Annotated in this window: 20 protein-coding genes; 7 read left to right on the top strand and 13 right to left on the bottom strand. The window is 60.0% G+C overall.

Annotation, left to right across the window (positions count from 1 at the left end; all coding sequences use genetic code 11):
• The first annotated feature begins 20 nt into the window (after positions 1-20).
• Genes QHG62_RS22035 through QHG62_RS22005 form a run of 7 tightly spaced genes read left to right on the top strand, consistent with a single transcriptional unit; the run spans position 21 to position 7,963 of the window.
• Positions 21-1,034: a glycosyltransferase family 4 protein gene (locus QHG62_RS22035; RefSeq protein WP_281147774.1), complete on the top strand. Its 1,014-nt coding sequence runs from the start codon at positions 21-23 to the stop codon at positions 1,032-1,034.
• A complete protein-coding gene (locus QHG62_RS22030; RefSeq protein WP_281147773.1) occupies positions 1,031-2,350 on the top strand; it encodes a glycosyltransferase family 4 protein in 1,320 nt (439 codons plus the stop codon). The genes QHG62_RS22035 and QHG62_RS22030 overlap by 4 nt, the downstream gene beginning before the upstream one ends.
• Complete coding sequence (locus QHG62_RS22025; RefSeq protein ID WP_281147772.1) at positions 2,307-3,482, top strand: DegT/DnrJ/EryC1/StrS family aminotransferase; 1,176 nt, start codon at positions 2,307-2,309, stop codon at positions 3,480-3,482. Before QHG62_RS22030 ends, QHG62_RS22025 begins: the two co-directional genes overlap by 44 nt.
• 9 nt (positions 3,483-3,491) lie before the next feature.
• Entirely contained in the window at positions 3,492-4,427 is a 936-nt protein-coding gene (locus tag QHG62_RS22020) for a glycosyltransferase family 2 protein (protein WP_281147771.1), read from the top strand.
• Positions 4,428-4,429: 2 nt separating this feature from the next.
• Positions 4,430-5,377, top strand: coding sequence for a WxcM-like domain-containing protein (locus tag QHG62_RS22015; protein ID WP_281147770.1), 948 nt, complete (start codon positions 4,430-4,432; stop codon positions 5,375-5,377).
• 11 nt (positions 5,378-5,388) lie between these two features.
• The gene (locus QHG62_RS22010; protein ID WP_281147769.1) at positions 5,389-5,760 is read left to right on the top strand and encodes a GtrA family protein; all 372 of its coding nucleotides are present in this window, start codon (positions 5,389-5,391) and stop codon (positions 5,758-5,760) included.
• Positions 5,761-5,788: 28 nt separating this feature from the next.
• A complete protein-coding gene (locus QHG62_RS22005) occupies positions 5,789-7,963 on the top strand; it encodes a hypothetical protein (RefSeq protein ID WP_281147768.1) in 2,175 nt (724 codons plus the stop codon).
• Positions 7,964-8,033: 70 nt separating this feature from the next.
• On the opposite strand, the gene QHG62_RS22000 is transcribed toward QHG62_RS22005, so the two are convergent.
• The 13 genes from QHG62_RS22000 to QHG62_RS21940 all read right to left on the bottom strand — a co-directional run bounded on the left by QHG62_RS22000 (position 8,034) and on the right by QHG62_RS21940 (position 23,088).
• Positions 8,034-9,689 (bottom strand): hypothetical protein, encoded by a 1,656-nt coding sequence (locus QHG62_RS22000; protein WP_281147767.1) that lies wholly within the window; start codon positions 9,687-9,689, stop codon positions 8,034-8,036.
• A 69-nt stretch (positions 9,690-9,758) separates the two neighbouring features.
• Entirely contained in the window at positions 9,759-13,052 is a 3,294-nt protein-coding gene (locus QHG62_RS21995; RefSeq protein ID WP_281147766.1) for a tetratricopeptide repeat protein, read from the bottom strand.
• 171 nt (positions 13,053-13,223) lie between these two features.
• Positions 13,224-14,360, bottom strand: coding sequence for a non-hydrolyzing UDP-N-acetylglucosamine 2-epimerase (wecB, locus tag QHG62_RS21990; protein ID WP_281147765.1), 1,137 nt, complete (start codon positions 14,358-14,360; stop codon positions 13,224-13,226).
• Positions 14,361-14,365: 5 nt separating this feature from the next.
• Complete coding sequence (wbjC, locus tag QHG62_RS21985; protein ID WP_281147764.1) at positions 14,366-15,493, bottom strand: UDP-2-acetamido-2,6-beta-L-arabino-hexul-4-ose reductase; 1,128 nt, start codon at positions 15,491-15,493, stop codon at positions 14,366-14,368.
• A 3-nt stretch (positions 15,494-15,496) separates the two neighbouring features.
• Positions 15,497-16,549, bottom strand: a complete 1,053-nt coding sequence (locus QHG62_RS21980) for a polysaccharide biosynthesis protein (RefSeq protein ID WP_281147763.1) — start codon at positions 16,547-16,549, stop codon at positions 15,497-15,499.
• A 174-nt stretch (positions 16,550-16,723) separates the two neighbouring features.
• Positions 16,724-17,872, bottom strand: coding sequence for a dTDP-4-amino-4,6-dideoxygalactose transaminase (gene rffA / locus QHG62_RS21975; protein ID WP_281147762.1), 1,149 nt, complete (start codon positions 17,870-17,872; stop codon positions 16,724-16,726).
• A 21-nt stretch (positions 17,873-17,893) separates the two neighbouring features.
• The gene (locus QHG62_RS21970; protein WP_281147761.1) at positions 17,894-18,766 is read right to left on the bottom strand and encodes a class I SAM-dependent methyltransferase; all 873 of its coding nucleotides are present in this window, start codon (positions 18,764-18,766) and stop codon (positions 17,894-17,896) included.
• The gene (locus tag QHG62_RS21965; protein ID WP_281147760.1) at positions 18,763-19,194 is read right to left on the bottom strand and encodes a GtrA family protein; all 432 of its coding nucleotides are present in this window, start codon (positions 19,192-19,194) and stop codon (positions 18,763-18,765) included. The genes QHG62_RS21970 and QHG62_RS21965 overlap by 4 nt, the downstream gene beginning before the upstream one ends.
• On the bottom strand, positions 19,187-20,110 hold the full coding sequence (locus QHG62_RS21960; protein WP_281147759.1) for a hypothetical protein: 924 nt from the start codon (positions 20,108-20,110) through the stop codon (positions 19,187-19,189). The genes QHG62_RS21965 and QHG62_RS21960 overlap by 8 nt, the downstream gene beginning before the upstream one ends.
• A complete protein-coding gene (locus QHG62_RS21955) occupies positions 20,107-20,772 on the bottom strand; it encodes an acetyltransferase (protein ID WP_281147758.1) in 666 nt (221 codons plus the stop codon). The genes QHG62_RS21960 and QHG62_RS21955 overlap by 4 nt, the downstream gene beginning before the upstream one ends.
• Positions 20,769-21,452 (bottom strand): class I SAM-dependent methyltransferase, encoded by a 684-nt coding sequence (locus QHG62_RS21950; RefSeq protein WP_281147757.1) that lies wholly within the window; start codon positions 21,450-21,452, stop codon positions 20,769-20,771. Before QHG62_RS21950 ends, QHG62_RS21955 begins: the two co-directional genes overlap by 4 nt.
• Positions 21,449-22,393 carry a glycosyltransferase family 2 protein gene (locus tag QHG62_RS21945; RefSeq protein WP_281147756.1) on the bottom strand — a complete coding sequence of 315 codons (945 nt, stop codon included), beginning with the start codon at positions 22,391-22,393 and terminating at the stop codon, positions 21,449-21,451. Before QHG62_RS21945 ends, QHG62_RS21950 begins: the two co-directional genes overlap by 4 nt.
• A complete protein-coding gene (locus tag QHG62_RS21940) occupies positions 22,390-23,088 on the bottom strand; it encodes a WbqC family protein (RefSeq protein ID WP_281147755.1) in 699 nt (232 codons plus the stop codon). The genes QHG62_RS21945 and QHG62_RS21940 overlap by 4 nt, the downstream gene beginning before the upstream one ends.
• Positions 23,089-23,336 lie beyond the last annotated feature (248 nt).

Below are 23,336 nucleotides of genomic sequence, written 5' to 3'. Positions count from 1 at the left end.
GGGTTCTCATCGTCAACAACATGGCGCCCTTCGTCTCCGGCGGTGCCGAAGCCATGGCCGAACACCTGAAGCGAAACGTGGCCTTGGCCGGCCACGAGGTCGAAGTACTTCGAATTCCATTTCAATGGGAACCGGCGATGCGCATCCCATCGCAAATGTTGATGGCCCGCGCTTTCGAGTTGCAGAACGTCGACCATGTAATTGCACTGAAGTTTCCCGCCTACCTGATCCCTCACGCGCGCAAGACCTTGTGGCTGGTTCACCAGTACCGTCAGGCCTACGACCTCTACGATGCGCAGCAATCGAATTTGCCACCCGGAGAACTCGGCGCCGATATTCGCCGCGTGATCAAGAACGCGGACGACGAATGCTTTCGCGATGCACGGCGCATCTTCGCTATTTCGGATGTCACGCAAAAACGGCTCAAGCACTACAACGGCTTCTCATCGGAGGTGCTGCGCGCGCCTATCAACGATCCCGAGATTTTCACGGGTGGCCGCGATGAGGGCTACATCTTTGCGGGTGGAAGGGTGAACGATGCAAAACGGCAGCATCTGCTGCTGGAGGCACTCGCGCTCTGCCCTGGCACTGTGCGCCTTGTCATCGCCGGCCCGCCGGACTCGCCGGCCGATGCCGAAAAACTTCGCCGCGTGACTGAACGACTAGGCCTGCAGGACCGCGTGCGGTTGGACCTGAGATTCCTCGCGCGCAGCGAATACGCCGCCTACATCAACGGCGCCTCGGCGGTCGCGTCGCTGCCCTTCGATGAAGAGTCGTTTAGCTACGTGGCCATGGAAGCCGCAACGGCGAAAAAACCCCTGATCAGCACCACTGACAGCGGCGGTGTGCTCGGCCTCGCAAAGAACGACAAGACCGGCTGGGTGGCCGAGCCAGACGCGAAGGCGCTGGCCGATGCGATGAGCAATGTCTACGCAAATGCGAAACGCACGCGCGAAATGGGCGCCGCTGCCAAGGCTCTCTGGGTTCAATACCGCATCACTTGGCCTGCCACGGTCCAGGCGCTCCTGACATGAAGTTCGTCTTCTTCAGCCCCATGGCGACCAACTCGGCGATTGGCCGAGTCACGGTTCTGATCGTTCGCGCGCTGATGGCACAAGGTGATTCGGTCGTGGTTGTGCGTACCGAGCATGAGCAGCGATTGGACAAGCCCGCGCATGCCTGCGATACCGAGTTGATCGACTGGACGCAAACCGTCGCGGTCGAGGCAGCCATTAGCAGTGCGGATGCACTCATCTACCAGATCGGCAACAACTACAGCTTCCATTGCGGCGGACTGCATTGGCTCGCCACGCACCCAGGGATCGTTTGCCTCCACGACTTCATGGTCACCCACCTCTTCTCCGAGTGGGCCGAAGGACGCCGCGCAGAAGCCGAAGCGATTCTCGCGGACTGGTATGGCGAAGAGCTTGCCGAGACGTTTTACAAGGCCAACACTGCCGAGAGCTTCATTGAAATGGCGACCCAGTCCTGTCCGATGACGGAATGGATCTGCTCGATGGCCCTAGCTGTGGTGTCGCACAGCCATTGGGGCATGGCGCGCGTTGCGCAATCATGCGCGGGCCCATTGCGCGTTGTTCCACTTCCCTACGACGCGCCCTCCTGCACAAGTGCCATGAGCCTAGCTGCATCGCCGCCTCCGCAAAAGAGTCGCGTCAATATTCTCACGGTCGGCCACGTCAACCCCAACAAGCGGGTCGACTCGGTCATTCGTGCCATCGGATCGAGCGCATTGCTCAGAGATACGGTTTCCTACAGACTGTGCGGACTGATCGGCCCGCAGGTCGAACAAAGCCTTAGCAGACTCGCACGCGATCTGGGTGTTCACCTCGTCATTTCGGGTGAAGCCGACGATGCCGCGCTACAGCAGGCGATGAACGAGGCGGATATCGCCTGCTGCTTGCGCTGGCCGAGCTTGGAGGCCGCATCAGCGACGACGATCGAGGGACTGCTGTATGGCAAGGCAGTAATCGTGATGGACGCAGCTTTTTACAGTGAATTGCCTGATGACTGCGTGAGAAAGATTTCTCCATTCAATGAAGTCGCGGAGTTGACCGAAGTACTGGAAGAACTCTGCGGCAATGCAGCGACACGCCAGGCGATGGCGCATCGTGGACAAGTCTGGGCCGAGCGCACATTCAGCGCACCCAACTATGCCCGCGAGCTGGCGAACCTATCGGTCAACGCAGCAGCCGCACAGCCGGTCCTTTCGATGGTCGGCACGTTGGTCTCAACGCTTCACCGATGGGGCGCATCACCAGCCCTGATGATGTCCGACGAAATCGCGGATGCGCTTCAGCTATTTCAAGGGCATGGCCAAGCTGCCGTTTAATCCGGGGACGCAGCCCTGTTCTAGTGATGAAGGTGAAAAAATGATTCCGTTGTTCTCTGCCGCCGCGGCCAATGCGGGTTTGGACCTGGCGTCCGTTGTTCAACGTGTCGTCGATAGCAACTGGTACGTCCTCGGCAGCGAAGTCACAGCGTTCGAGCGCGAATTTGCCGATTACAACGGCGTCAATGAGTGCGTTTCGCTAGCCAATGGCACCGATGCGCTGGAGTTGGCCTTGCGCGCGCTGGGCGTGTCCGCCGGCGACAAGGTCGCATGCGTGGCCAACGCCGGTTTCTACAGCAGCACCGCTATTCTTGCCATTGGCGCGACGCCCCTGTATGTCGACGTCGACGAGGCATCGTTGAATATGTCAGCACGCTCGCTATCCGAGGCGCTCACGCGGCGGCCCAAAGCCGTGATCGTGACGCATCTGTATGGCCAGCTGGCGGAGATTGAAGAGCTCGCGAAGCTGTGTCATGCGGCAGGCGCGGCCGTCATCGAAGACTGCGCACAGGCACATGGGGCCATGCGCGGCCCGCGCCGCGCAGGAAGCATCGGCGACATCGGCTGTTTTAGCTTCTATCCAACCAAAAACCTCGGCGCGCTTGGCGACGGCGGCGGCATTGTCTGCAATGACGCGAAACTTGCAGCCACGGTGCGAACCTTGCGGCAGTATGGTTGGTCGACCAAGTATCACGTCGCCACACCTAACGGTCGCAACAGTCGCCTCGATGAAATGCAGGCTGCTGTGCTCCGCGAAAAGCTCCCGAAGCTGGACGGATGGAATTCGATGAGGCGAGATATCGCGACCAGGTACAACGCTGCATTTGCCGATCTGCCGCTGGTGCTTCCGCCGTCGACCGGTGAAGACTACGTTGCGCATCTCTATGTAGTCCGGGTCGAGTCGCGTGAGGATTTCCGCGCGCATCTGCGATCGCACCATGTCGGAACCGACGTTCATTACCCGCTGCCCGACCATCGCCAGACGGCCTACGATCTGACAAGCACGACCATTTCGCTCACGCAAACCGAGCGGACCTGCGATTTGCTCGTTTCGCTCCCTTGCTTCCCGGGCCTATCTGCGCAAGAGGTGGACGAAGTCATTCGCGCCGTCCGCTCATACTTCCAACGCTGAGGTCGCGCCGTGCTGACGCTCGTGATCCCGGTCTACCGGAATGAAGGTTCCATACCGGACTTGCTGCGCGCCGTGGCGATGCTGCATAGACAGCTGGACGGACAAATGCAAGCAGTGTTTGTCATCGACGGCAGTCCGGACCGTTGCTATGAATTGCTGCGAGATGCACTACCCTCGCAGCCCTTCCCTTCCAGGCTGATGCTCCTATCGCGCAACTTCGGCTCGTTCTCCGCCATCCGCGCGGGGCTCGAACTGTGCGAGAGTGAACGCTATGCGGTGATGGCGGCCGACCTCCAGGAGCCACCAGAATTAGTGCTCCAAATGGACCGCGCGCTACGTGGCGAGCCAGTCGACGTCGTGGTCGGCACGCGCAGCGGCCGCGAAGATCCCTTGCTGAGCCGCCTGCCAGCCCAGCTCTTTTGGGCGCTTTACAGAAAATATGTGGTACCCGATGTTCCACCCGGCGGCGTGGACGTGTTCGGCTGTAACCGGGTCTTCAGAGATTCGCTGCTGCAACTCGATGAGCGCCACAGCTCGCTGATTGCGCAACTCTTCTGGCTCGGCTTTCGACGCAAGCTTATTCACTATGTTCGCCAGACTCGCCAACATGGCAAGTCTGCGTGGACGCTCCGTAAAAAGATCAACTATCTGATGGACAGTGTGTTCTCGTTCACCGACTTGCCGATCCGCCTATTGGTGCGCGTGGGCGGGACCACCGCGGCGCTCGCAGGATTGCTGGGTATCGTCGTCATGATTGGCAGACTGACAGGCTTCATCTCCGTTCCCGGCTATGCCATGACGATGCTGACCATCGTCTTCCTGGGCGCTGTAAACCTCTTCGGCCTAGGCATCGTGGGTTCTTATGCCTGGCGGATCTACGAGAACACAAAGGGCCGTCCGCACACAGTAGCGATGCGCATCCACGAATTCGACAAAGCGGCTTAGCCATGGACTACTTTGCACATCCGAACGCTCTCTGCGAGAGCACCCAAATCGGTAGCGGCACCCGAGTGTGGGCATTTGCGCACGTGCTGCCGAATGCGCGAATCGGAAGCGATTGCAATATTTGCGACAACGTTTTTGTCGAGAACGACGTAGTCGTTGGAGACCGCGTTACGGTCAAATGTGGTGTGCAGTTGTGGGACGGCGTAGTCATCGAGGACGATGTATTCATCGGCCCGAATGCGACCTTCACGAATGACTTGTTTCCCCGCAGTCGTCAGTATCCCGAGGCCTTCGGCAAAACGCTCATTCAGGCCGGTGCGTCGATCGGCGCCAACGCCACGATACTGCCCGGCATTACCGTAGGCCGCAACGCAATGATCGGTGCAGGCTCGGTCGTTACGCGGTCTGTGCCACCCAATGCCATCGTGGTCGGCAACCCAGCGCGCATTACCGGATACGTCGACGCGCACGCGAATACGCACTCGCCCGCCGAGCATGGCAATTCGAAATCGGTAGGTACCAGCACCACATCGATCGAAGGCGTGACACTACACACATTGCGCGCAGTGCCAGACATGCGCGGCAGCTTGTCGGTGGGCGAATTCGAGCGTGATATTCCCTTCAAGCCGCTTCGCTATTTCCTCGTCTACGACGTACCGACGGCGGAAACGCGAGGCGAGCATGCGCACCGCACCTGCCATCAGTTTCTGATCGCCGTAAAAGGCAAGGTCAGCGTCGTCGCCGACGACGGCAAGCGGCGAGAGGAATTCAAGCTTGACTCACCGTCAATTGGTGTCTACCTACCACCCATGACTTGGGGTATCCAGTACCGCTATTCAGCGGATGCGGTGCTGCTGGTGTTCGCGTCCGACTACTACGACAACGCCGACTACATTCGCGATCATGGTGAATTTTTGCGCCTGAAGGTCGGCGGAGCCGGCCAATCCTGACGCCGTCGCCAATGCCCGCGCGGCAAATCGGATCGCCATTCGTCCGATTCCTGGTTTCAGGCGGTTTGAACACGCTCGGCACCTACCTGCTGTACCTGGCTCTGCTGCAGGTATTGCCATACTGGCTTAGCTATGCATTCGCATTCGTGGCCGGGATCGCACTTGCTTATGTGCTGAACAGAATCTTTGTCTTCGGCGCGCCACGCAGCGAGAAGAAAGCCGCAATGTTGCCGCTTGTCTATCTGGTGCAGTACCTGGTGGGTGCCCTGATCATTTATGTGTGGGTCAACGCGCTAAATCTGCATCCGACCTTCGCGCCGATCGCAAGCATCGCCATCACCATTCCGCTGACGTTCGCCGCGAGTCGGTGGCTGTTTCGTTAAAGCCGGCCCGACCCAATTTTCGCTCTTGATGAAATACGTGAGAAGAACCTGGCCCGCTTTCGCATTGCCATCGGTTGTCGTTGTACTGATGCTTTGGCTGCCATTCGGCTTCAGCCTGCACGGCCTGCTCGAGGAATGGGGAGTGCTGGGGCTTTTCACGAACACAGGACCGGTGCTGTTCGTGAAGTCCCAAACGATGCTGGAAGCGCACAGACTCCGGCCCCTCACGGTGTTCCCGCACGCGGTTGCCTATCTGCTGGATCGCGACTCGTTCGACTCTTGGAACTGGATATTGATGGCCACGCTGGTCTTGAAAGGGGGCGCGGCTTCATACCTCGCAGCTATTGCAACGCGCTCACCGCGTTGGGGCGTGTTCTTCGGGGTGCTGGTCTTGCTGTACCCGGCCGACACAATGCAGTTGTCGTTTCGCAGCCAGCACATTAATCTGTCGCTGTCGCTGCTGCTTCTCGGCGCCGCCGTGCTCGTTCGCACCCAGTACCAAGAAGCCGGATGGGCTCGCAGAGTCCTTATTGCACTGGGCTGTGCAAGCATGCTCGCGGCACAAATGATGTACGAGGTGGCGCTGATGATCATCGGGCTACCGCTTTTCGTGCTCTGGTGCCGAGAAGGGACTGCCGCAACGCTGCGCGAGCTGCGGCGCAATCTGTGGCCGGCATTGGGCTGGATCGCCTCTGCGGTTCTGTACGTGCTCTACGTCGTCGTAGCGTCGGCATCCGGTGGAGACTCCTACCAGCAAACCATCACGAACCGCAACTCGCCCTTTACGGTGCTGTACCAGGCGCTGCCGAAGCTCTTCGACGTCGGCATCGCTCGCGCTTTGGTCGGTGGATGGTTTGATGCTTGGGGCATGGCTGCACGCGAATTCCGAAGCTACCTCTATTTGTTCGCTTTCGGCTTAATCTCTTCAGGATGCATCCTGTTCTTTCCAGCTTCGGAACAAGAGAGATCAGGGCACAGCGTCGTCTTCGCAAGTAAGTTCCGCGCGGTGTTCTCGCAGATGCGCATGGCCGTTGTGGGCGCGCTGCTGCTGGTGTTGGGCTATGTGCCGTATCTATTCTCTGCTTCCCACGTCCTCATTTCTCAAAGAACGTTTCTCTTCTCGACGTTAGGTGCTGCACTGATAGTGACAGCCCTCGTGATGTCGCTTGCCAAATTCTCAAAAATGTTGGCGTGTGCGTCTGTCGCGCTTCTTCTGACCACCGGAGCCGCTTCTCAGCTCTATCAGTTCCACCACTACGTGGCCCTATCAGAAGATCAGCGCAAGATTTTGCGCGCAATCGTTGAGAATTTTGATCCGAGCACTCAAACCGGCAAGACGCTTTTAATCCTCGATCATTCGGGCCGGCTATCGCACAGCTGGATGCTGCGCGACAACCTCGACTTTGCCTTGACCTACCTCTATGGCAAGTCAGTTGAATCACCCTATATTTGCCTGATGCCTACCGGAGATTGGCAAAAGCTCGATTCGATTGCCCGCACGGGCCGTTGCATCGAAGATTCCCAGGCCTGGACCTTCAGGCCCGCAGAGATGATTGCAAAGATGCCGGCCCCCGCCGCCTCGGACATCGTAAAACCTAAATCGCAATTACTACAAATTTCGATTGACCTGAATGGCAACGTCGCTCCCGACAGTGGGCTCGCCCCCTATCGAAGGCTGCTGGAGACAGCCGACACACCCTCTGCAAGGAGGTATCGCAACATTCTGAAGCCAGATCGACCTTTAGCGGCATTGAACCTGTTTAGGTCGGCTGAGGGCGAATCGACCTATCGATGGGATTTTGGCAAGTGGTGGAGTCTGGAGCAACCGACCCAGGGCAGTGGCTGGCGCGAGGCCGAATGGAGCCAAGGTTATCTGCACCATGATGCCGCTGCGTGGAAATCACAGGAAAAATCCAGCCTGATCTTCAACATCAACCCAAGCGATCAGCTCTACGAGGTGGCGGGAACATTCGACCTCGTTCGGAACGCCTCTATCCGAGAAAGCATGCGAGTGCTCGTCAACGGAGATGAGCTGCCAATTCGCTGGGCCACCGCCAGCAATTTCTCGGCTTCCATTCCAAAGGGTTTGCTGCGCCATGGCACGAACGTTCTTGAGTTGAATTCCGCCGTCGACAAAGATTACTACGGGCTCTCCGCGCGTCTGACCAGTATCGAGGTCCGTGTGAGTCCGGCACAGCATTGATGCCACTTGAAATTCGAGCTAGAGCCACATCCAAAAGAACTTCATCAGCGGGCACCAATAACTGGGCTCCTTATTCCTGCAGCAACTGCGCCTTGGACAGACAACACATCGAGCCGGCCGCCGCCGCCTTCCCGATCAGATCAGCCGGCAGGTACTCGCAACGCGCTATGACACCACTGCTGTCGATCTTCTTCAGGAAGGCTGGAAGCTGTCTGCCGATGTCGGCGCCGAAGGCATAGCTCGACACATAGAGCACGTTGATGGGCTGCCGGCCGCGCGGGAACGCGAAGTAGCCGGAGCCATCGACCACCAGCCGCGGATCGCCGTCGTGAATGCCGCACTGCGCGGCCAGGGCCCGCAAATCTGAGCGGCGGTCTGCGCTGAGAAAGACCGGGGTGGAGAGCGGTTGGCCCGAGATAACGTAGCCGTCGGCTTTTGCGAGGCGAACCAGCTCCGGTGCGATCAGACCTGCCAGCGCTGCCGTGCTGACGAGCGCCAAACCCCATCCGTAGCAGGCCACAGCTGTCGCGCCGGCCCTCATCCATGGCGCAGTGACAACGCTGCCTCGAACCGCCAGCATCAACAGCAGGATCAGTGCGGGAACGATCAGTCCCGGCGTGTAGAAGTGCCAGATGGAAACGCTGTAGATGCTTGCATGCACGAGCAACGACATCAGCAAGGCCAGGCCCAGGAGGCTTTCCGCGCTTAACTCCCGCCGCTTAAGGTCGGAGGCTGCGCGAACCAGCACGAAGGCGACCAGGAACACACCTCCGGCCGCGAGACTGGCTTTCAGGATCTTGCCGAAGCCCAGAAGCACAGGAGCGAATTCCGGCGCATCGATCGATGGTAGCCAATTCGACTGAAAACTGGTCGTGACAGGCACACGATCCAGCACGGCACCGGGCGCTAAGACCAAATTGCGCAAAGCCGACTCGACGAAGTTCATCGGCTGGGAAAAAAGCAGCCTGAAATCCAGCGTCTGCTGCGCAAGCATTTGCGAGACCACTGGCGCATTCGCGCATTGACCAATGGTCTGCGCATGCTGGAAGGTCTGAAGGATCATGAAACCGACGATCGGCAACATAGCCATCCACGGCCAACCACCTTTTCGAAAAACCAGCGCGCAGGACACCAGAATGACCGGCGCGAAGAACAAGGCTTTCGGATGGGCCAGCAGAAATACAGAGCTGAGAATCAGGAACATCACGGCCTTGAACCACCGCATGGCCAAATGGTCATGACGAGTGACGGCCCCATGCAGCGGCATCAGGCAATAGGCGGCCAGTGCGATAACCATCAACTGCTCGGAACGCGCGAGAATCAGGACGAGTGGCACCACGCCCAGCAGGTTCAGCGATAGCACGAACGTTTGAAAGCTGAGTCGCGGCAACAAGGTCTGCGGATGACGCCCTGCCCATGTCCAGAGGATCGACAGCCACACCAGGTACAGCGCGATACCTCGAAACCGAAGGCCGAGTTCGCCAGCACCAGCGTACAGCACCGCATTCACGGCGGCGCCGGGGTACCACGAGAGCGGAACCGACAGTGAAAGATCCCGGCACTGCGGTAGCAGATTGAGAAGGTGGCCGCCTTCGACGAAGAAGCGCGATCGCGCCATCTGCATGGCGATCTCGTCCGAATACAGCGGCACCAGCAATGCCATCGACGCCACCAAAAGCACCGACGCCCACATGACTGTGGCGACTGGTTTTTGCAGGGCTTTCATTAATGGCAAACGGGAGGCAAGGTCAGAAAGCAGGCCTGGCGTCGAGTCCGGAGATACAAGCTGGCCGCATTATTGCCAGCGACCGTCTATCCAGTTCGCCGCAGGCTCGCCGGCGACCTTTCGCTCCCAGGCGCGGAGCAGGAACTCCTGAAACTCCGCGCTGCTGTCGGTGCTTTCAACGAAGCGCGAAGACTTCTCGCGGAGCTCGGCGCTCAGCCGCTGTCGCCACGCCGGATCATTGGCGAGCGCCACCGCGATGCTCACGTACTCTTCACGACTGCTCGCCGTCAATCCCTGCACGCCTATGTACTGATAGATGGCCGACGTCCATTCCCCGAACGGAATGCCGGAAGGCAGCGTCACGATTGGCACGCCCAGCATGGCTCCATCGAAGCTGGAAGACATGCCGCAGAGCGGGAAAGAGTCCAGGCAACAGTCCACGGCGCGAAGCAGCCGGTGTGCATCGTCCTTCGGCAAACCAGGAAGGAACACAACCCGCTCGGAATGAGCCCCCAGCTTGCGCTGCAACCGAAGCTTCAGGTTCTTGTACTCGGCGCGAAGGAAGACGAGGACCCCTTCCTTGTCGCGCTCGAGCAGATCGAGAAAGATGTGATCCATTTCGGGATGGACCTTGGGCGGCGTATTGGCGCAGAGATACACCCGGACGTCGGAGCCGCATTTCAACAGCCTGCGCCGAACCTCGGTTTTTTCATCCTCGGAGATTGGCTGCAACTGCTGCGGCGCCGGCTTCTCGATCCAGTAGGGTGGATGTTGAAAGTAGGCGACGGAGGAGGCATAGAACTCGGCGGGCTTCTTCGGCTCAGCGAGTCCCCATGAAATGTAGTAGTCCGAATTCTTGAGCCCATCGGTCCAGTTGGGCTCCAGCAGGATCATCTGCAGCGGCGCCAATCGAGCCATCATCGGATAGAAAGTGGCCGCCATCGCAGGTCCGGAAATGATGATGTCGAGACGCTCATTGGAGATCGTTTCGATCGCGCTATAGACGTCGATGTCCGAATACTCGACGACGGCGCCCGCACGCTCGCACCAGCCCTTCGAGGCTGTCGATTGGCCTGGCTTTCCCGGGCGCAGGTACACAGTTTCGAAGAGGGAGTGGTCCAAACGAGGCAACAGCCCGGACATCATCGGCATGGAGTCATGCACGTTGAAGCCGATCCTGAGCTTGCGCTTCATGCCCTCGACCGGCTTGGTTGCCGCCTGCACATGCGGCGCGACATGGTCGAGCCGAGGCCAGGTTGAAAAGGCCACCGATTCGAAGGCCGACATTGCCTCGGCATAGAGCCTGGGAGCAGCATGGCAGAAGATCAGCTGCCAAGGCGTCCAGTTGGCCGTGACGTCCGAGATCGGGTCGGTCATTAAGGCCCTGGGTTTCGCCGACAACTCCCGGGCAGCACTGATGAATGCGCGTATGACCTGCTCCGGATCGGCCGCATAGTGCGGAATCATGGGCAAAGTGAGGTCATGGAGAATCTTCAGCGAATGCCTCTCGGCTTCGTCGTAGTCGGCTGCCGGGTTATCGAGCAATGCCGCGAAGATCTCGGCATCAATCTCGGGATCGGTATCGAGATATCTGCAGAAGAAGGCCACCACCCGCGCCACTTCGATGGGTAGCGGCTGATCGCGCAGATACGCGAGCATATCCTGCCGCAGTAGGGTGAATATCTGAGGGTCGAGTTCGACTTCCAGGCTCTTGAGGTTGAGCATGAAGTCGACCGGCGCCATGCGGCTCGCAGCCTTGTAGAAGTCCAGGAGGGGCAATGGCTGCGCACCTATCCCGTTCTTCGGCTCCTGCAGAAATCGGGTGTATCGCGGGTAGTCCAGAACTCGCGAGCAAAGCTGAAGGTACAGGGTCAGAAGCTCATTCAGACAGCCGTATTTCGTCTGCCCGGCCTCGAGCAGATCCAGACACTGCGCCAGTTTCTCGAGCCTCAACAGGCCTAACGCGGCGTAATAGCAGTCTTCGGGGGTGTTCGGCTCTCGCTCCGAGAGCTGCTGATAGATTTCCGCCGCATCGTTGCGGCGCGCCAGGCGCGAATACAGTTCGGCCACGCCCCAGAGCGTTATCGGATCGGTCGAATGGGTCTTGATGAACTCCAGCCTGCGGTCTGCAAGTCCCAGCAATTCATGCCTGAGACAGTAGTCGATCAGCGGCACCTCGATGGGCGTATCCTGGAAGCGTTCGAAAAGCAGCCTGCAGACTTGCTCCTGATCCTTTCCGTCGGCACCGATGAATCGAATCATTCTTTCCATCTGTCCAGTGTCAGCGCTGATCCGGGTAAGTTGTTCAAGCAAGCGATCGGACTGCGGAAAACGCTCAAGTCCCGCTTCCAACCGTTCGATCGCCGCCTGCTGGTCCCCCAGCCGGTCAAGGGCGAGTGCTGAATAAAAGTAATCTTCGGGTGTCAATGTCGGCCGGCTCGACAACTCGCGATAGATTGAGCGAGCCTCTTGGGGCAGTTGGTTCTGCAGCAGCACATCCCCCAACTGCCAAAGCGCTTGCGAAGGTCCGAGTTCCTTTCGCGCGGTCTCAAGGTGGTCGATGGCGAACGAGCGGCCCTCCCCTGTCAAGAGGTAGGCGATCAGACTCACCTGGATGAAAGAATCCGGGAACTTCTGGAACAGCGCTTCGTGAGCGTGCTTCTCACTCGCCGCCTCGGGCGACACACTTGCCACCAATCGATCGACGCGACCAGCTTCCAAGCTGACTCGCGCGAAGTTCAATCGCAAGGCTTGGGCGTCGGGATGCTGTCGAAGGCCAGCTTCGAACAACGCCAGTGCAGATTCGACATTCTGAAGGCGATATTCGGAGAGCGCCACAAACATGAACTCCGTTGCCGTCTCGGCGGGCCGCTTTGCCAGATGTCGATAAATTTCGTTTGCGGCCTCCCGCTGCCTGGCCTGCAGAAGTTCATCTCCAAGCGCCCACAGCACTTCCAGGTTTTTCACCCTGCCCATCAGCGTCGACAGCCCATGTTGCGAGACGTCGACCCCGCTCCTCAGAAAGCTGCGGATCAGTTCGATCTGCGCCTCGGGCGTCGAGCAGGCGCCCATGAGCAACTCCCCGGCTTTGTCCGACGTGCCGTAGACAGAGGACAGGAAGCGAATCGCCCGCGCGAGACTCTGTCGCGCCAAGCACTTGCGAATATAGGCATCCAGCAGCGCTGCTGACGCGGGATGCGCGAGCAAGCCTTGTTCCAGACGATCGATGGCACGATCCAGATTGCCGAGTCTGGACGATGCGTGCGCGGTATAAAGGAAGCCCCTCTCCCCGCGAAGATCCAGGTCTTCGATTTGGCGGTAGAGCCAGGGCTTGAGGGAATCGATCGACGACTTGAACTTCATGGAACGCACCCTCGGAGAGGCTGGATGGGGGACATTGGCATTACAGTGCCGCGAGTCACGGCTCACGCTGGAACACCGGTGGACGCACCCGGCCGGCCTCACCAGGTGATGCATGGGACCGTTCTTGTTCCTGAAATCGGCGAAGCGACATAGGAACGCGGTCTCTTCTTCTCAGTACTTCTTCCAGACCACGCGATTCACGTAGTCGACATAGCTGTGGATGATCCGCAGGACCTTGTCCGACACGTTCGGCATGCTGTAGTCAGCCACCAAGCGCAGGCTGCGCTTGTCGCCGCGTGACTGCGATGCAAGGATCTCCAAGCCCTGGCGCACGCGCTCAGGCTCCAGCCCAACCATCATCACGGCCGCCTCTTCCATCCCCTCGGGGCGCTCATGCGCCTCACGCAGATTGAGTGCGGGGAAGTTGAGGATCGACGATTCCTCGTTGATGGTGCCGCTGTCCGAAAGCACTGCGCGCGCCGACTTCTGCAGCTTCACGTAGTCATGGAAGCCCAACGGCTTGAGCAGCCGCACCTGGGAGTGGAAGGCGACTGACTGCGCATCCACGCGCTTCTGCGTACGCGGATGGGTAGAGACGATGACCGGCAAGCCATGGTCTTCGGCCACCGCGTTGAGAGTGGCAACCAGCTTGCCGAAGGAACGATCGGATTCGATGTTCTCCTCGCGATGCGCGCTGACCACGAAGTACGAATCTGCCGTCAACGACAGGCGCTGGAGCACGTCGGAGGCGTCGATCTGCGGCAGGTAGTGGTGTAGCACCTCGTACATGGGACTGCCGGTCTTGATGACTTGGTCCGGCGGCAGGCCCTCTCGCAGCAGATAGTCGCGCGCGATCGTGCTGTACGTGAGGTTGATGTCCGAGGTGTGGTCGACGATCCGGCGGTTGATCTCTTCGGGCACCCGCAGGTCGAAGCAGCGGTTGCCGGCTTCCATGTGAAAGATGGGAATCTTGCGCCGCTTCGCAGGGATTACGGACAAGCAACTGTTGGTGTCCCCCAGCACGAGCATTGCTTCAGGCTGGACCTCGGCGAGCACCCTATCGACTTCGATGATGAGGTTGCCGATGGTATGGGCCGCTCCAGTGCTGTTGGCCGCGCTGTTCAAGAAGTAGTCGGGCTTGCGGATCTTCAGGTCGTCGAAGAAGACTTGGTTCAGCTCGTAATCGTAGTTTTGCCCCGTGTGCACCAGCACGTGCTCGCAATGCGCGTCGAGCGCAGCAAACACCCGCGACAGGCGAATGATTTCGGGTCGGGTTCCGACCACGGACATGACTTTCAGTTTCTTCATGGGAATCACACCGGGCAGGCGAAGGTATCGGGCAGGTTGCGATCGAACAGCTCGTTGGCCCAGAGCATGACGACCATCTCGTCATCGCCAACGTTGGTGATGTCGTGGGTCCAGCCCGGAACGGTCTCGACAATCTCGGCCTTGTCGCCGCTCGTGACCAGCTCGTACGTTTCGTGGGTCTGGATCTGGCGGAACTTGAAGCGCGCACGGCCCTTGATGACCAGAAACTTCTCGGTCTTGCTGTGATGGTAGTGGCCGCCGCGCGTGATGCCGGGATGCGCAGTGAAGTAAGAGAACTGGCCGCTGTCCGGCGTGCGCAGCATCTCGACGAACACGCCGCGCGGATCGCCGTGGCTGGGCACGGTGTACTTGAATTCCTCCACCGGCAGCGCGCTGACGTAGGTGCTATACAGGGCTCGCACGAGGCCGGTGCCCACGCGCTCCGTCACCAGCGTCTCCCTGCTCTTGCGGAATCGCCGGATGAGGTCGGCCACTTCGCCGACGGTGGTTGTGTACTGGGGTGTTACAGTCGAGAAGCCCGCGGCATCCACGGCGGCATCAGCGCCATCGAGCAGCTGGATGAAGCGCGCCACCAGGTCGTCGATGTACACCAGCGTGAGCGGCGCCGCCGGATCGCGCACTTCGATGGGCAGCCCGCGCGCAATGTTGTGGCAGAACGTGGCGACGGCCGAGTTGTAATTGGGGCGGCACCATTTTCCGAACACGTTGGGCAAACGGAAGACCTGCGCCGCAAAACCGTGGCTAGCGGCGGCCGCGAAAACCGCGTGCTCGGCTCCAAGCTTGCTCTCCCCGTAAGGATTGTCCTGTGCGGCGTGGACTGACGAGGTCAGGACCAATCGCACCTTTTTGCCGCCCGCATCGATCTGCCGGCCGATCGCGTCGCACAGAGCCCGGGTCAGGTCGCGGTTACCCGTAGTGAATTCCTTCGGGTCCTGAGGCCGGTTCACGCCAGCAAGATGGAAGACGAAGTCCACCCCTTCCAACAGCGCGGGCAACTGCGACACGTCGTTGTTGCGGTCGAAGGCCACGAACTCGACATCCCGACGCTCCGCCAAGGCTTGGCGAAGGTTCTTGCCGATGAAGCCGCCGGCGCCGGTCACCAGGACCTTCACCGCCTAACCCTCCAGGACCGCGGGCTCGCCGCGCGTCACCTTCTGCATGAAATCGAGCTTGAGCAGCAGCTTCTTCATGCCTTCCACATCCAGGCGGGTGGTGTTGTGGGAGTTGTATTCCTCGCCATGCAGTGCGCGGGTGATGCGGCTCTCGCCCTCTTCGACGAACTTGGCATAGTTCAGGTCGCGGCCGTCCGGCGGCACGCGGAAGTAGTCACCCAGGTCCTCGGAGCAGGCACGCTCTTCTTTGCTCAGCAAGGATTCGTAAAGCTTCTCGCCGTGGCGCGAGCCGATGATGCCGACCGGATGATCCTTGCGATCCATCAGTTCGAGGATGGCCTTGGCGAGGGTCTCCATCGTCGCGGCCGGCGACTTCTGCACGAAGATGTCTCCGTTGCTGCCATGCTTGAAGGCATACAGCACCAGATCGACCGCATCTGGCAGGGTCATCATGAAGCGGGTCATGTCGGGGTCGGTGATGGTGATCGGGCTGCCATCCAGCACCTGCTGCACAAAGAGCGGAATGACCGAACCGCGCGATGCCATCACGTTGCCATACCGCGTGCCGCAGATGACCGTGCCCATGCCTTCCAGGTTGCGGCTGGCTGCGACCATCACCTTCTCCATCATGGCCTTGCTGATGCCCATGGCGTTGATAGGGTACACAGCTTTGTCGGTGCTCAGGCAGACCACGCGCTTGACTCCAGCCTCTACTGCGTGTTCGAGCACGTTCTCGGCGCCAAGAACGTTGGTGCGCACGGCCTGCATTGGATAGAACTCGCAGGACGGCACCTGTTTGAGCGCTGCCGCATGAAACACATAGTCCACGCCGCGCATGGCCGACACGAGACTGCGACCGTCACGCACGTCGCCAATGTAGAACTTGAGCTTGGCGTTGTTGTAACGCTTGCGCATGTCGTCCTGCTTCTTTTCATCTCGACTGAAGATACGTATCTCGCCGATGTCGGTGGACAGGAAGCGATTGATCACGGCGTTCCCGAAAGAGCCGGTCCCGCCGGTGATCAGGAGGGTTTTGTTGTTGAACGTCTCTTGCATTTTGTATTGTCCCTGGGAAGCTGAGGCGAAATCGAACTTTCCACTTTAACATAGGCAAAGTAGGGCACGGTCCTTGCTATGGCGCCGCCATACCGGGCGGCAGCCCGCCTGGATTGGGAATGCCGCGCTTGTCCCGCGCAGCCTCACGATGGCGCATTCATGCGCACCGCGCAATCAGGATTGCGCCGAGAGAGCCTCGACGAGCACGTCGACAACCCGATCCTGCTTTTCCTTCGTCAGACCTACCCAGAGGGGCAGGCGAATCAGGCGCTCCGACTCGCGATCGGTGACCACGAGATCGCCATGCGCCCGGCCGAAGCGCCGGCCCGCGGGCGAGGAATGAAGCGGAACATAGTGGAACACCGAGGAGACCTCGGCCCGCTTCAGGGCATCGAGCACCTGCTGGCGATCGATGCCCGGCGCCAGCAACACGTAGTACATGTGTGCGTTGTGCTCACAACCCGCGGGGATCGTGGGCCGCCTCAGTGCACTTTGGGTCTCCAATGGATGCAACAGATCGTGATAGCGGTTCCAGGCGTCGAGGCGCACCTGTGTGATGCGCTCGGCATCTTCCAGTTGCGCCCACAGGAATGCAGCGACCAGTTCGCCGGGAAGGAAGGACGAGCCAACGTCCTGCCAGGTGTACTTGTCAACTTCGCCGCGAAAGAAGCGACTGCGGTCAGTGCCCTTCTCGCGGATGATCTCGGCGCGCAGCGCCAGCGCGGGATCGTTGATCAGCAGCGCGCCGCCTTCGCCGGAAATCACGTTCTTGGTCTCATGAAAGCTCAGCGCCCCGAGCTGGCCGATGCTTCCCAGCGCTCGCCCCTTGTAGCGGGCCATCACGCCCTGCGCGGCGTCCTCGATCACCTGCAGTCCATGACGTGCGGCGATGTCCATGATGGCGTCCATCTCGCAGGCGACGCCTGCATAGTGCACCACCGCGATGCCCCGCGTGCGCGGCGTGATCGCGGCTTCGATCAACTTCTCGTCGATGTTCAACGTGTCGGCCCGGATGTCGACGAACACCGGAACCCCACCGCGCAGCACGAAGGCGTTGGCGGTCGACACAAAGGTGTACGAGGGCATGATGATTTCGTCGCCAGGCTGAATGTCCATCAGCAGCGCGCACATCTCGAGGGCTGCGGTGCAGGAATGCGTGAGCAACGCTTTGTGACTGCCGCAGCGCTCCTCGAGCAAGCGGTGGCAGCGCGCGGTGTAGGGCCCGTCTCCAGCGAGGCGGCCGTTGAAGTGCGCCTCAGCGATGTAGTAGAGCTCCTTGCCCGTCATATGGGGCCAGTTGAAAGGAATGCGATCGCTTTTCATAGGGATAGGGCGAAGGAGACGTCAGATCTTTTTTGCGACAACAAGCCTTGATCCTCCCACAGGAAAGCTCAGGCCCGCGCGAATCGAGGCCCGCTCCCAAGAAAGAATCCGCTCCAACAGCGCGTTGATGCTGCGAGGAATGGCGAATTCGGCCAGCGGATCGAAGGCCTCCAAGGCCGTCTTCCGAGTCCGCAGCCTCGATACGACCAGGGCCGGCATCAGCGCAGTCACGAATGACGTGCTGCGCAGCAACTCGAAGCCTGCTTCCCGCACCTTGCGATGGAGTTCCGCCGCGCGATAGCGGCGCACATGGCAGGCGTATTCGTCGGACGCACTCCACAGCCACGGGTGTTGCGGCACGGTGAGCACGATGCATCCCCCGGGCTTAAGCGCCGCATGCGCCTGCGCCAGGACACGCTCATCCTCCTCGATGTGCTCGATGACGTCGAAGGCGCCCACCACGTCGAACTCTTCCCGGAAGGGGATGGCACGCGCATCCATCTGCACGAATTCGGCTGAAGGCAGACGCTTTGCCGCAAAGCCCAGTCCCGCCACGAAGATTTCGCTCCCGACCAGACGGGCATCGGGAAAAGCCTGCGCCACACCCGACAGCACATAGGCGGTTCCGCATCCGATCTCGAGCATCGACCGGAAGCCGGGTTGATATTTGTGCAGCGCCCAGAGGATCAGGGCGTTTCGGGCGCGAAACCAGAAGTTCTCGCCTTCCAGCCGGGCCAAGTCGTCATAGTAGTTCGCCTTGAAGCCGCCGCCATCGCGGGCGAAATTAGGGGCGAAGGCCACAAATCCGTCGATCCGCGCCGGGTCGTCGCCGCACGCCGGACAATGCGGCGTACCGCCTTCGAAGGTAGAGTTGCAATGCAGGCAGCGTCTCACGGCGTCTGGGCTCCGCTCCGGTTAACGCCGGGAAAAACAAAAAACTTGAAGGAGACGAACAGGAAGCCCGCCACGACGAAGATTGCGAGGCCCTGCGCGATCTGATGTGCCCAGCCCCATCGGTCAACCAGCAAATACAGCAGTGCGAAGTTGATCAGGTACCCGCAGCCATGTGCCAGAAGGTACCGGACACCGACCGCCAGCCCACTCTCCTGATGCGCGAAGGTCAGGTTGCGGTTGCCCCAGAAGCCGATACCGGCCCCGACGGCGTACAACACCGTCATCGTGATCTTGGGGCCCAGGCCCAGGTGCGTGATGAGCAGATAGACCAGATAGCCCGCGAGATTGCTGGCCAAGCCGACGATTGCATAGCTCAGGAGTTGCGCGGCTAGAGAGCGTCGCGGCGCCGGCATGGTGGCCTCAGGCATGCTCGAAAACCGCGAGGCCGAAGCCGGTCCTGCCGTAGCCGTTTCCGTTGTAGAGCATGTAGCGCCGGCCACTGTGGTCGAGGACGAAAGGGTATTCGATCATTTCCGAATCCCAGCCGCCGGTCGACACATCGATTCCCGCATCCTCGAGCGCAAGTTGCCACTCGAGGCCATCCGCACTGGCCGCGTACCCGATTCGGTAGCTCTGGCCGCTCCCGCTGCGGTAGGAGAACCACATGTGATGCCCGTCCGCATCTTGGATCACCGTCGGCCTTGAGAAGGCCTGCGCCAGACCCACGCGATGAGGCACGGCCGACCCATGCTTGCGCCAGTTCTCGCCATCTTGCGACGAGGCTTGGCGGATGAGGTGGCTCATTTCGCCGTTGCCGGCATCCCAGGCCACGGTCGATCCGTACCACATCCGGAAACCGGAGGACGCACTGCCCTCTACCCACGGATAGGAAAGGCTGATCGGATCTTCGGCGTCCAACGGCATAAACGCGCCGCCGGTTCCATCCAGCGACAAGCCGAGGTCCTCGTGCACGCGAAGTCGACCGATTTCTCCATGCCAATGCGCATCGGCGGGATTGCGCCACCCCATGAACAGCATGAAGTGGCCGGCAGCTGTTTCGTAGCAGTTGCCGATGCTCACGCCGTCTGCATAGAAACTGCCTTCGGGACCGTGTTCGAACAGAGGCTCTGGGTGCTCGTACAGCACCTGGCGCGCGACCAGATCGATGTCAACGGCACCCACCGAAGAACGATTGCGTGCATCCCGCCCGCTGAAGAAGACGCGATAGACATCGCCCTTCAACTGCACCGGTAGCGGATTTGCGGCATGGGTCAAGAGCTTGGGATGACGGTTTTCACCGGCTGGACAGAAGAGCGCACCCAGCTTTCTCCAGGAGCCCTTCATAGGCTTCGCAACCTGTTGCTCGGCACCCGCGAGCGCTCGGTGGCAGCTCCGATATACACCCCGTGTGCTTCAGCGTCCGCGAGCATCAGCGCACCCGCGCCGATCACGCAGCGTTCGCCGATCGTGATGTGGTCACGCAATGTTGCGTTGACGCCCACAAAGCATTGCTCGCCGACGACCACGCCGCCCGACACCACGATGTGCGACGCCAGAAAGCAATGATCACTAATGATCGAATGGTGCCCGATGTGATTGCCGCTCCATAGGGTGACGTTGTTGCCGATCCTGGCGAACGGCTGGATGGTGTTGTCCTCGAGAATGAAGCAGTTCTCGCCGATGTGATCGTCGTTGAGAACGGTCGCCTGCCGGCTCACATAGCTGGCGATGCGGTAGCCCTTAGCCTTGGTTTCCAGGTACTTGTCCTTGCGCACCGCATTGAGCTTGGCGTAGCTCAAGGCCACGAACATCTCGTACTCGTCCGGTGGGTAGCGACCTGCGACCTCTTCGAACGGGATCACTGGCAGCCCGCAGAAGCTGGGCTCGCGCACGTAGGCCGCATCGACGGTGAATGCCACTATCTCGAATCGCGGATCCTTGCCGAAGTAATAGTGCGCCAGCTGCGCGATGTCGCCGGTACCAAAGATGACGAGACGTCGGGTCATGGCTGCTTCCTGACGAGAATGGTGAATTCGTAGAGCCCATAGTCGTGAAGCAGCGCGACATTCTTTGCATAGCGCCGCTTGCACAGATCGAAGAACTGGCAGGGATCGGCGTAGTAGAGGTCAGCCCGCATCCGATCTGTATCCGAATAGGAGGTGAGGCAATTGAAGGCGAAGCCTATCCGACTGCCGCGGTCGAGTTGATCGAGTGTCTGCTCCAGGTACGCCCGCCATTCGGCATCAGTGCGTCCCAGCCTGACATTGAAGATGCCGCTGGCGATTCCGTAGTCGCTCACCTCGTCGGGTGAGCCAGCCTGCAGCAGCCGCACCTTCGCCCGGTTCCGCAAACGCTCGCGCGCCGCCTGGATCATGGATTCCGAAACGTCCACGCCAAGGTAGCTGAAGTCGTGCCCCTTGGCAGCCAGATGGTCGTGGAGGGCGCCATAGCCGCAACCCAGGTCGGTCAGCGAATAAGGCCGGCTGCCGTCGATCACGCGGCAAAGCTCCTGGAAGCGCAGCGTCTGCCCTTCCGGGCCATTCCAGTCCACCCCGCGCGGGCTTTGTCCGTGCTGCGCGAGCTTGTCGGAATAGTAGGTCGCGACCTCAGACAGTAGCGCCGTCTCTCGGGGCTCAGCAACGGGTGAGCTCGTCAGCTTGGCACTCTCGCTATCTTGGGCGCTCATCGAATGGTCTCCCGGTCAGAATTGGATGTATGGATCTTTCGAAGAATCGTATAGGGGCGCTGCTTGACCTCGGAAAAGATCTTCGCAATGTAGATACCCTGCACGCCGATGAAGGAAATGATCAGCCCCGAGAAGAACCAGATCGATGCCACGATGGATGTGTAGCCGTCGGGCGGAGACGAGGCCGAGAAGTAGCGCGACACCAGATACAGGATATAGAACAGCGCGGTCACTGAAATCAGCAGTCCCGAATAGAAGGTGAAGACCAGTGGCAAGCTGCTGAACGACGTCACCGCATTTACGAGGTGACTGACTTTTCTCGATAGCGAATAAGTGGTCGGACTCGAGGAATGCTTCTTCACCACCCGATGCGTTTGCCGAAAGCCCGTGATGATCCAGAGGCCGCCAATGTTTAGTTCGCGTTCGCGGTGCAGCAGAAGGGCATCGACGTAGCGGCGCGTCATCAGGCGTGCGGTGACGATATTGTCGGGTTGCGCAATGCCGGTGAGCAGCCGGAACAGCTTGTAGAAGACCGCGCCCGTCAGCCGTTCGAAGCCGCCGCCCTTGCGCGCCGCCTGTACTCCGTAGACAACGTCGCTCGCGTCCTCGTTCATTTGCCGCCAGAAGGGCTGAAGCCACTCCGGCTCCTCCTCAAGGTCGCTATCGATAAGGAGGACGTGGTCTCCGCGGGCCTCCCCAAGCCCCGTCATCATGGCCTTGTGATGCCCGAAGTTGCGCGACAGGTCGACGACCACAAGATGCGGATCCTGGGCCGTAAGCTGCACTGCGACGTCGAGACTCCGATCGGGAGAACCGTCGTTGACGAGGATGATCTCGTAGTCCTCGCCCACGAGTGAGCGCGCCGCAGCACTGGCGCGGCGGTGGAACTCAACTATGTATGGCTGCGACTGGTAGAGCGTCGCGACGATGGACAGCTTCATTTGCCTACATACCTCATGAAGCCCGGTGCTTCCCGGCCGCAGTTGAACAGAAGGTCCAGCACGGTTACCCCGTGCGTGAATTCGCCCCACAACTGCGGATACTCATGATAAGACGAATAATCGAACCAATGCAGGCCAACCCCCCGCTTCGTGAAGACCGACTCGTCCATGTAGTCCTTCGCGGCCGGACCCGAAAAGTATTCGTCGGCGCCAGCCTGCACGCAGATGTCCGCGAGGCGTTCAGTCTTGCCCTCGCTCAACACATAGTCGGATGAACTGGTGATCCGGGTGGTGATGCCGAGATAGGCGCAGACCGCTTCAATCAAGCCGCGATTCAGCGCAGACAGATGCACCGGGAACGGGGTGGAAAGATAGTACGGCGCGAGCCACCGCGCAATCTCTTCGAAATGCGCTGCACGCCGGTAGTTCTGTTCGAAAGCCTTCCAGTGAAGCGTCGCCCAGTCGGTGCCGTCGATCTCGGTGTCCTTGATCTTTTGCGTGTACTTGCCTTTGACTACGACCGGAACCGTGAGCCATTGGACACCTTGCGGCGTCTTGATCTGATTGCGATTACGCCAATCACGCCGGGTGTATTGCATGTCGTCGTACAGCACGAACTCATCGACAGCCGCGATCAGGTCGAAGTACCCCTTCCAGGGTATGTAGTTGGACTGGACGATGGCGATCTTCTTCAATTCATTTCTCGCTCTGATGATTTCCCGGAGTACTTCTCAAACTAGTTCGAGCGCAACCCAGTCCGTACGCACGGAAAGACCAAAGAAGTTCCGGTCGACCGTGAAGTCAGGATCAGCTAGTTGCGGCCGCTTGCCAACAGCCCTGGGCGCCGAAGCGTTCAAAACGCCCGTCGCCGCCCCATTTCGAGCCGACGTTCTGTCCATTGATCCTGGTGCGCATGCCGTCTCGGATGTCGCCATTTTGCGAC

The sequence above is a fragment of the Variovorax paradoxus genome, from assembly GCF_029919115.1.
Taxonomy (GTDB): Bacteria; Pseudomonadota; Gammaproteobacteria; order Burkholderiales; family Burkholderiaceae_C; genus Variovorax; species Variovorax paradoxus_O.
The sequence above is the reverse complement of the archived record's forward strand: the minus strand, read 5'-3'. Positions and strand labels throughout refer to the sequence as shown.

Bases quoted from the DNA above. Each gene is read 5' to 3' on its own strand.
- QHG62_RS21965 (WP_281147760.1), bottom strand. From the start codon at position 19,194: ATGCCTGAGGCCACCATGCCGGCGCCGCGACGCTCTCTAGCCGCGCAA.
- QHG62_RS21955 (WP_281147758.1), bottom strand. From the start codon at position 20,772: ATGACCCGACGTCTCGTCATCTTTGGTACCGGCGACATCGCGCAGCTG.
- QHG62_RS22000 (WP_281147767.1), bottom strand. From the start codon at position 9,689: ATGAAAGCCCTGCAAAAACCAGTCGCCACAGTCATGTGGGCGTCGGTG.
- QHG62_RS21950 (WP_281147757.1), bottom strand. From the start codon at position 21,452: ATGAGCGCCCAAGATAGCGAGAGTGCCAAGCTGACGAGCTCACCCGTT.
- QHG62_RS21960 (WP_281147759.1), bottom strand. From the start codon at position 20,110: ATGAAGGGCTCCTGGAGAAAGCTGGGTGCGCTCTTCTGTCCAGCCGGT.
- rffA (WP_281147762.1), bottom strand. From the start codon at position 17,872: ATGAAAAGCGATCGCATTCCTTTCAACTGGCCCCATATGACGGGCAAG.
- QHG62_RS22030 (WP_281147773.1), top strand. From the start codon at position 1,031: ATGAAGTTCGTCTTCTTCAGCCCCATGGCGACCAACTCGGCGATTGGC.
- wecB (WP_281147765.1), bottom strand. From the start codon at position 14,360: ATGAAGAAACTGAAAGTCATGTCCGTGGTCGGAACCCGACCCGAAATC.
- QHG62_RS22010 (WP_281147769.1), top strand. From the start codon at position 5,389: ATGCCCGCGCGGCAAATCGGATCGCCATTCGTCCGATTCCTGGTTTCA.
- QHG62_RS22015 (WP_281147770.1), top strand. From the start codon at position 4,430: ATGGACTACTTTGCACATCCGAACGCTCTCTGCGAGAGCACCCAAATC.
- QHG62_RS22025 (WP_281147772.1), top strand. From the start codon at position 2,307: ATGCGCTTCAGCTATTTCAAGGGCATGGCCAAGCTGCCGTTTAATCCG.
- QHG62_RS22005 (WP_281147768.1), top strand. From the start codon at position 5,789: ATGAAATACGTGAGAAGAACCTGGCCCGCTTTCGCATTGCCATCGGTT.
- QHG62_RS21980 (WP_281147763.1), bottom strand. From the start codon at position 16,549: ATGCAAGAGACGTTCAACAACAAAACCCTCCTGATCACCGGCGGGACC.
- QHG62_RS21945 (WP_281147756.1), bottom strand. From the start codon at position 22,393: ATGAAGCTGTCCATCGTCGCGACGCTCTACCAGTCGCAGCCATACATA.
- QHG62_RS22035 (WP_281147774.1), top strand. From the start codon at position 21: ATGGCGCCCTTCGTCTCCGGCGGTGCCGAAGCCATGGCCGAACACCTG.
- QHG62_RS21995 (WP_281147766.1), bottom strand. From the start codon at position 13,052: ATGAAGTTCAAGTCGTCGATCGATTCCCTCAAGCCCTGGCTCTACCGC.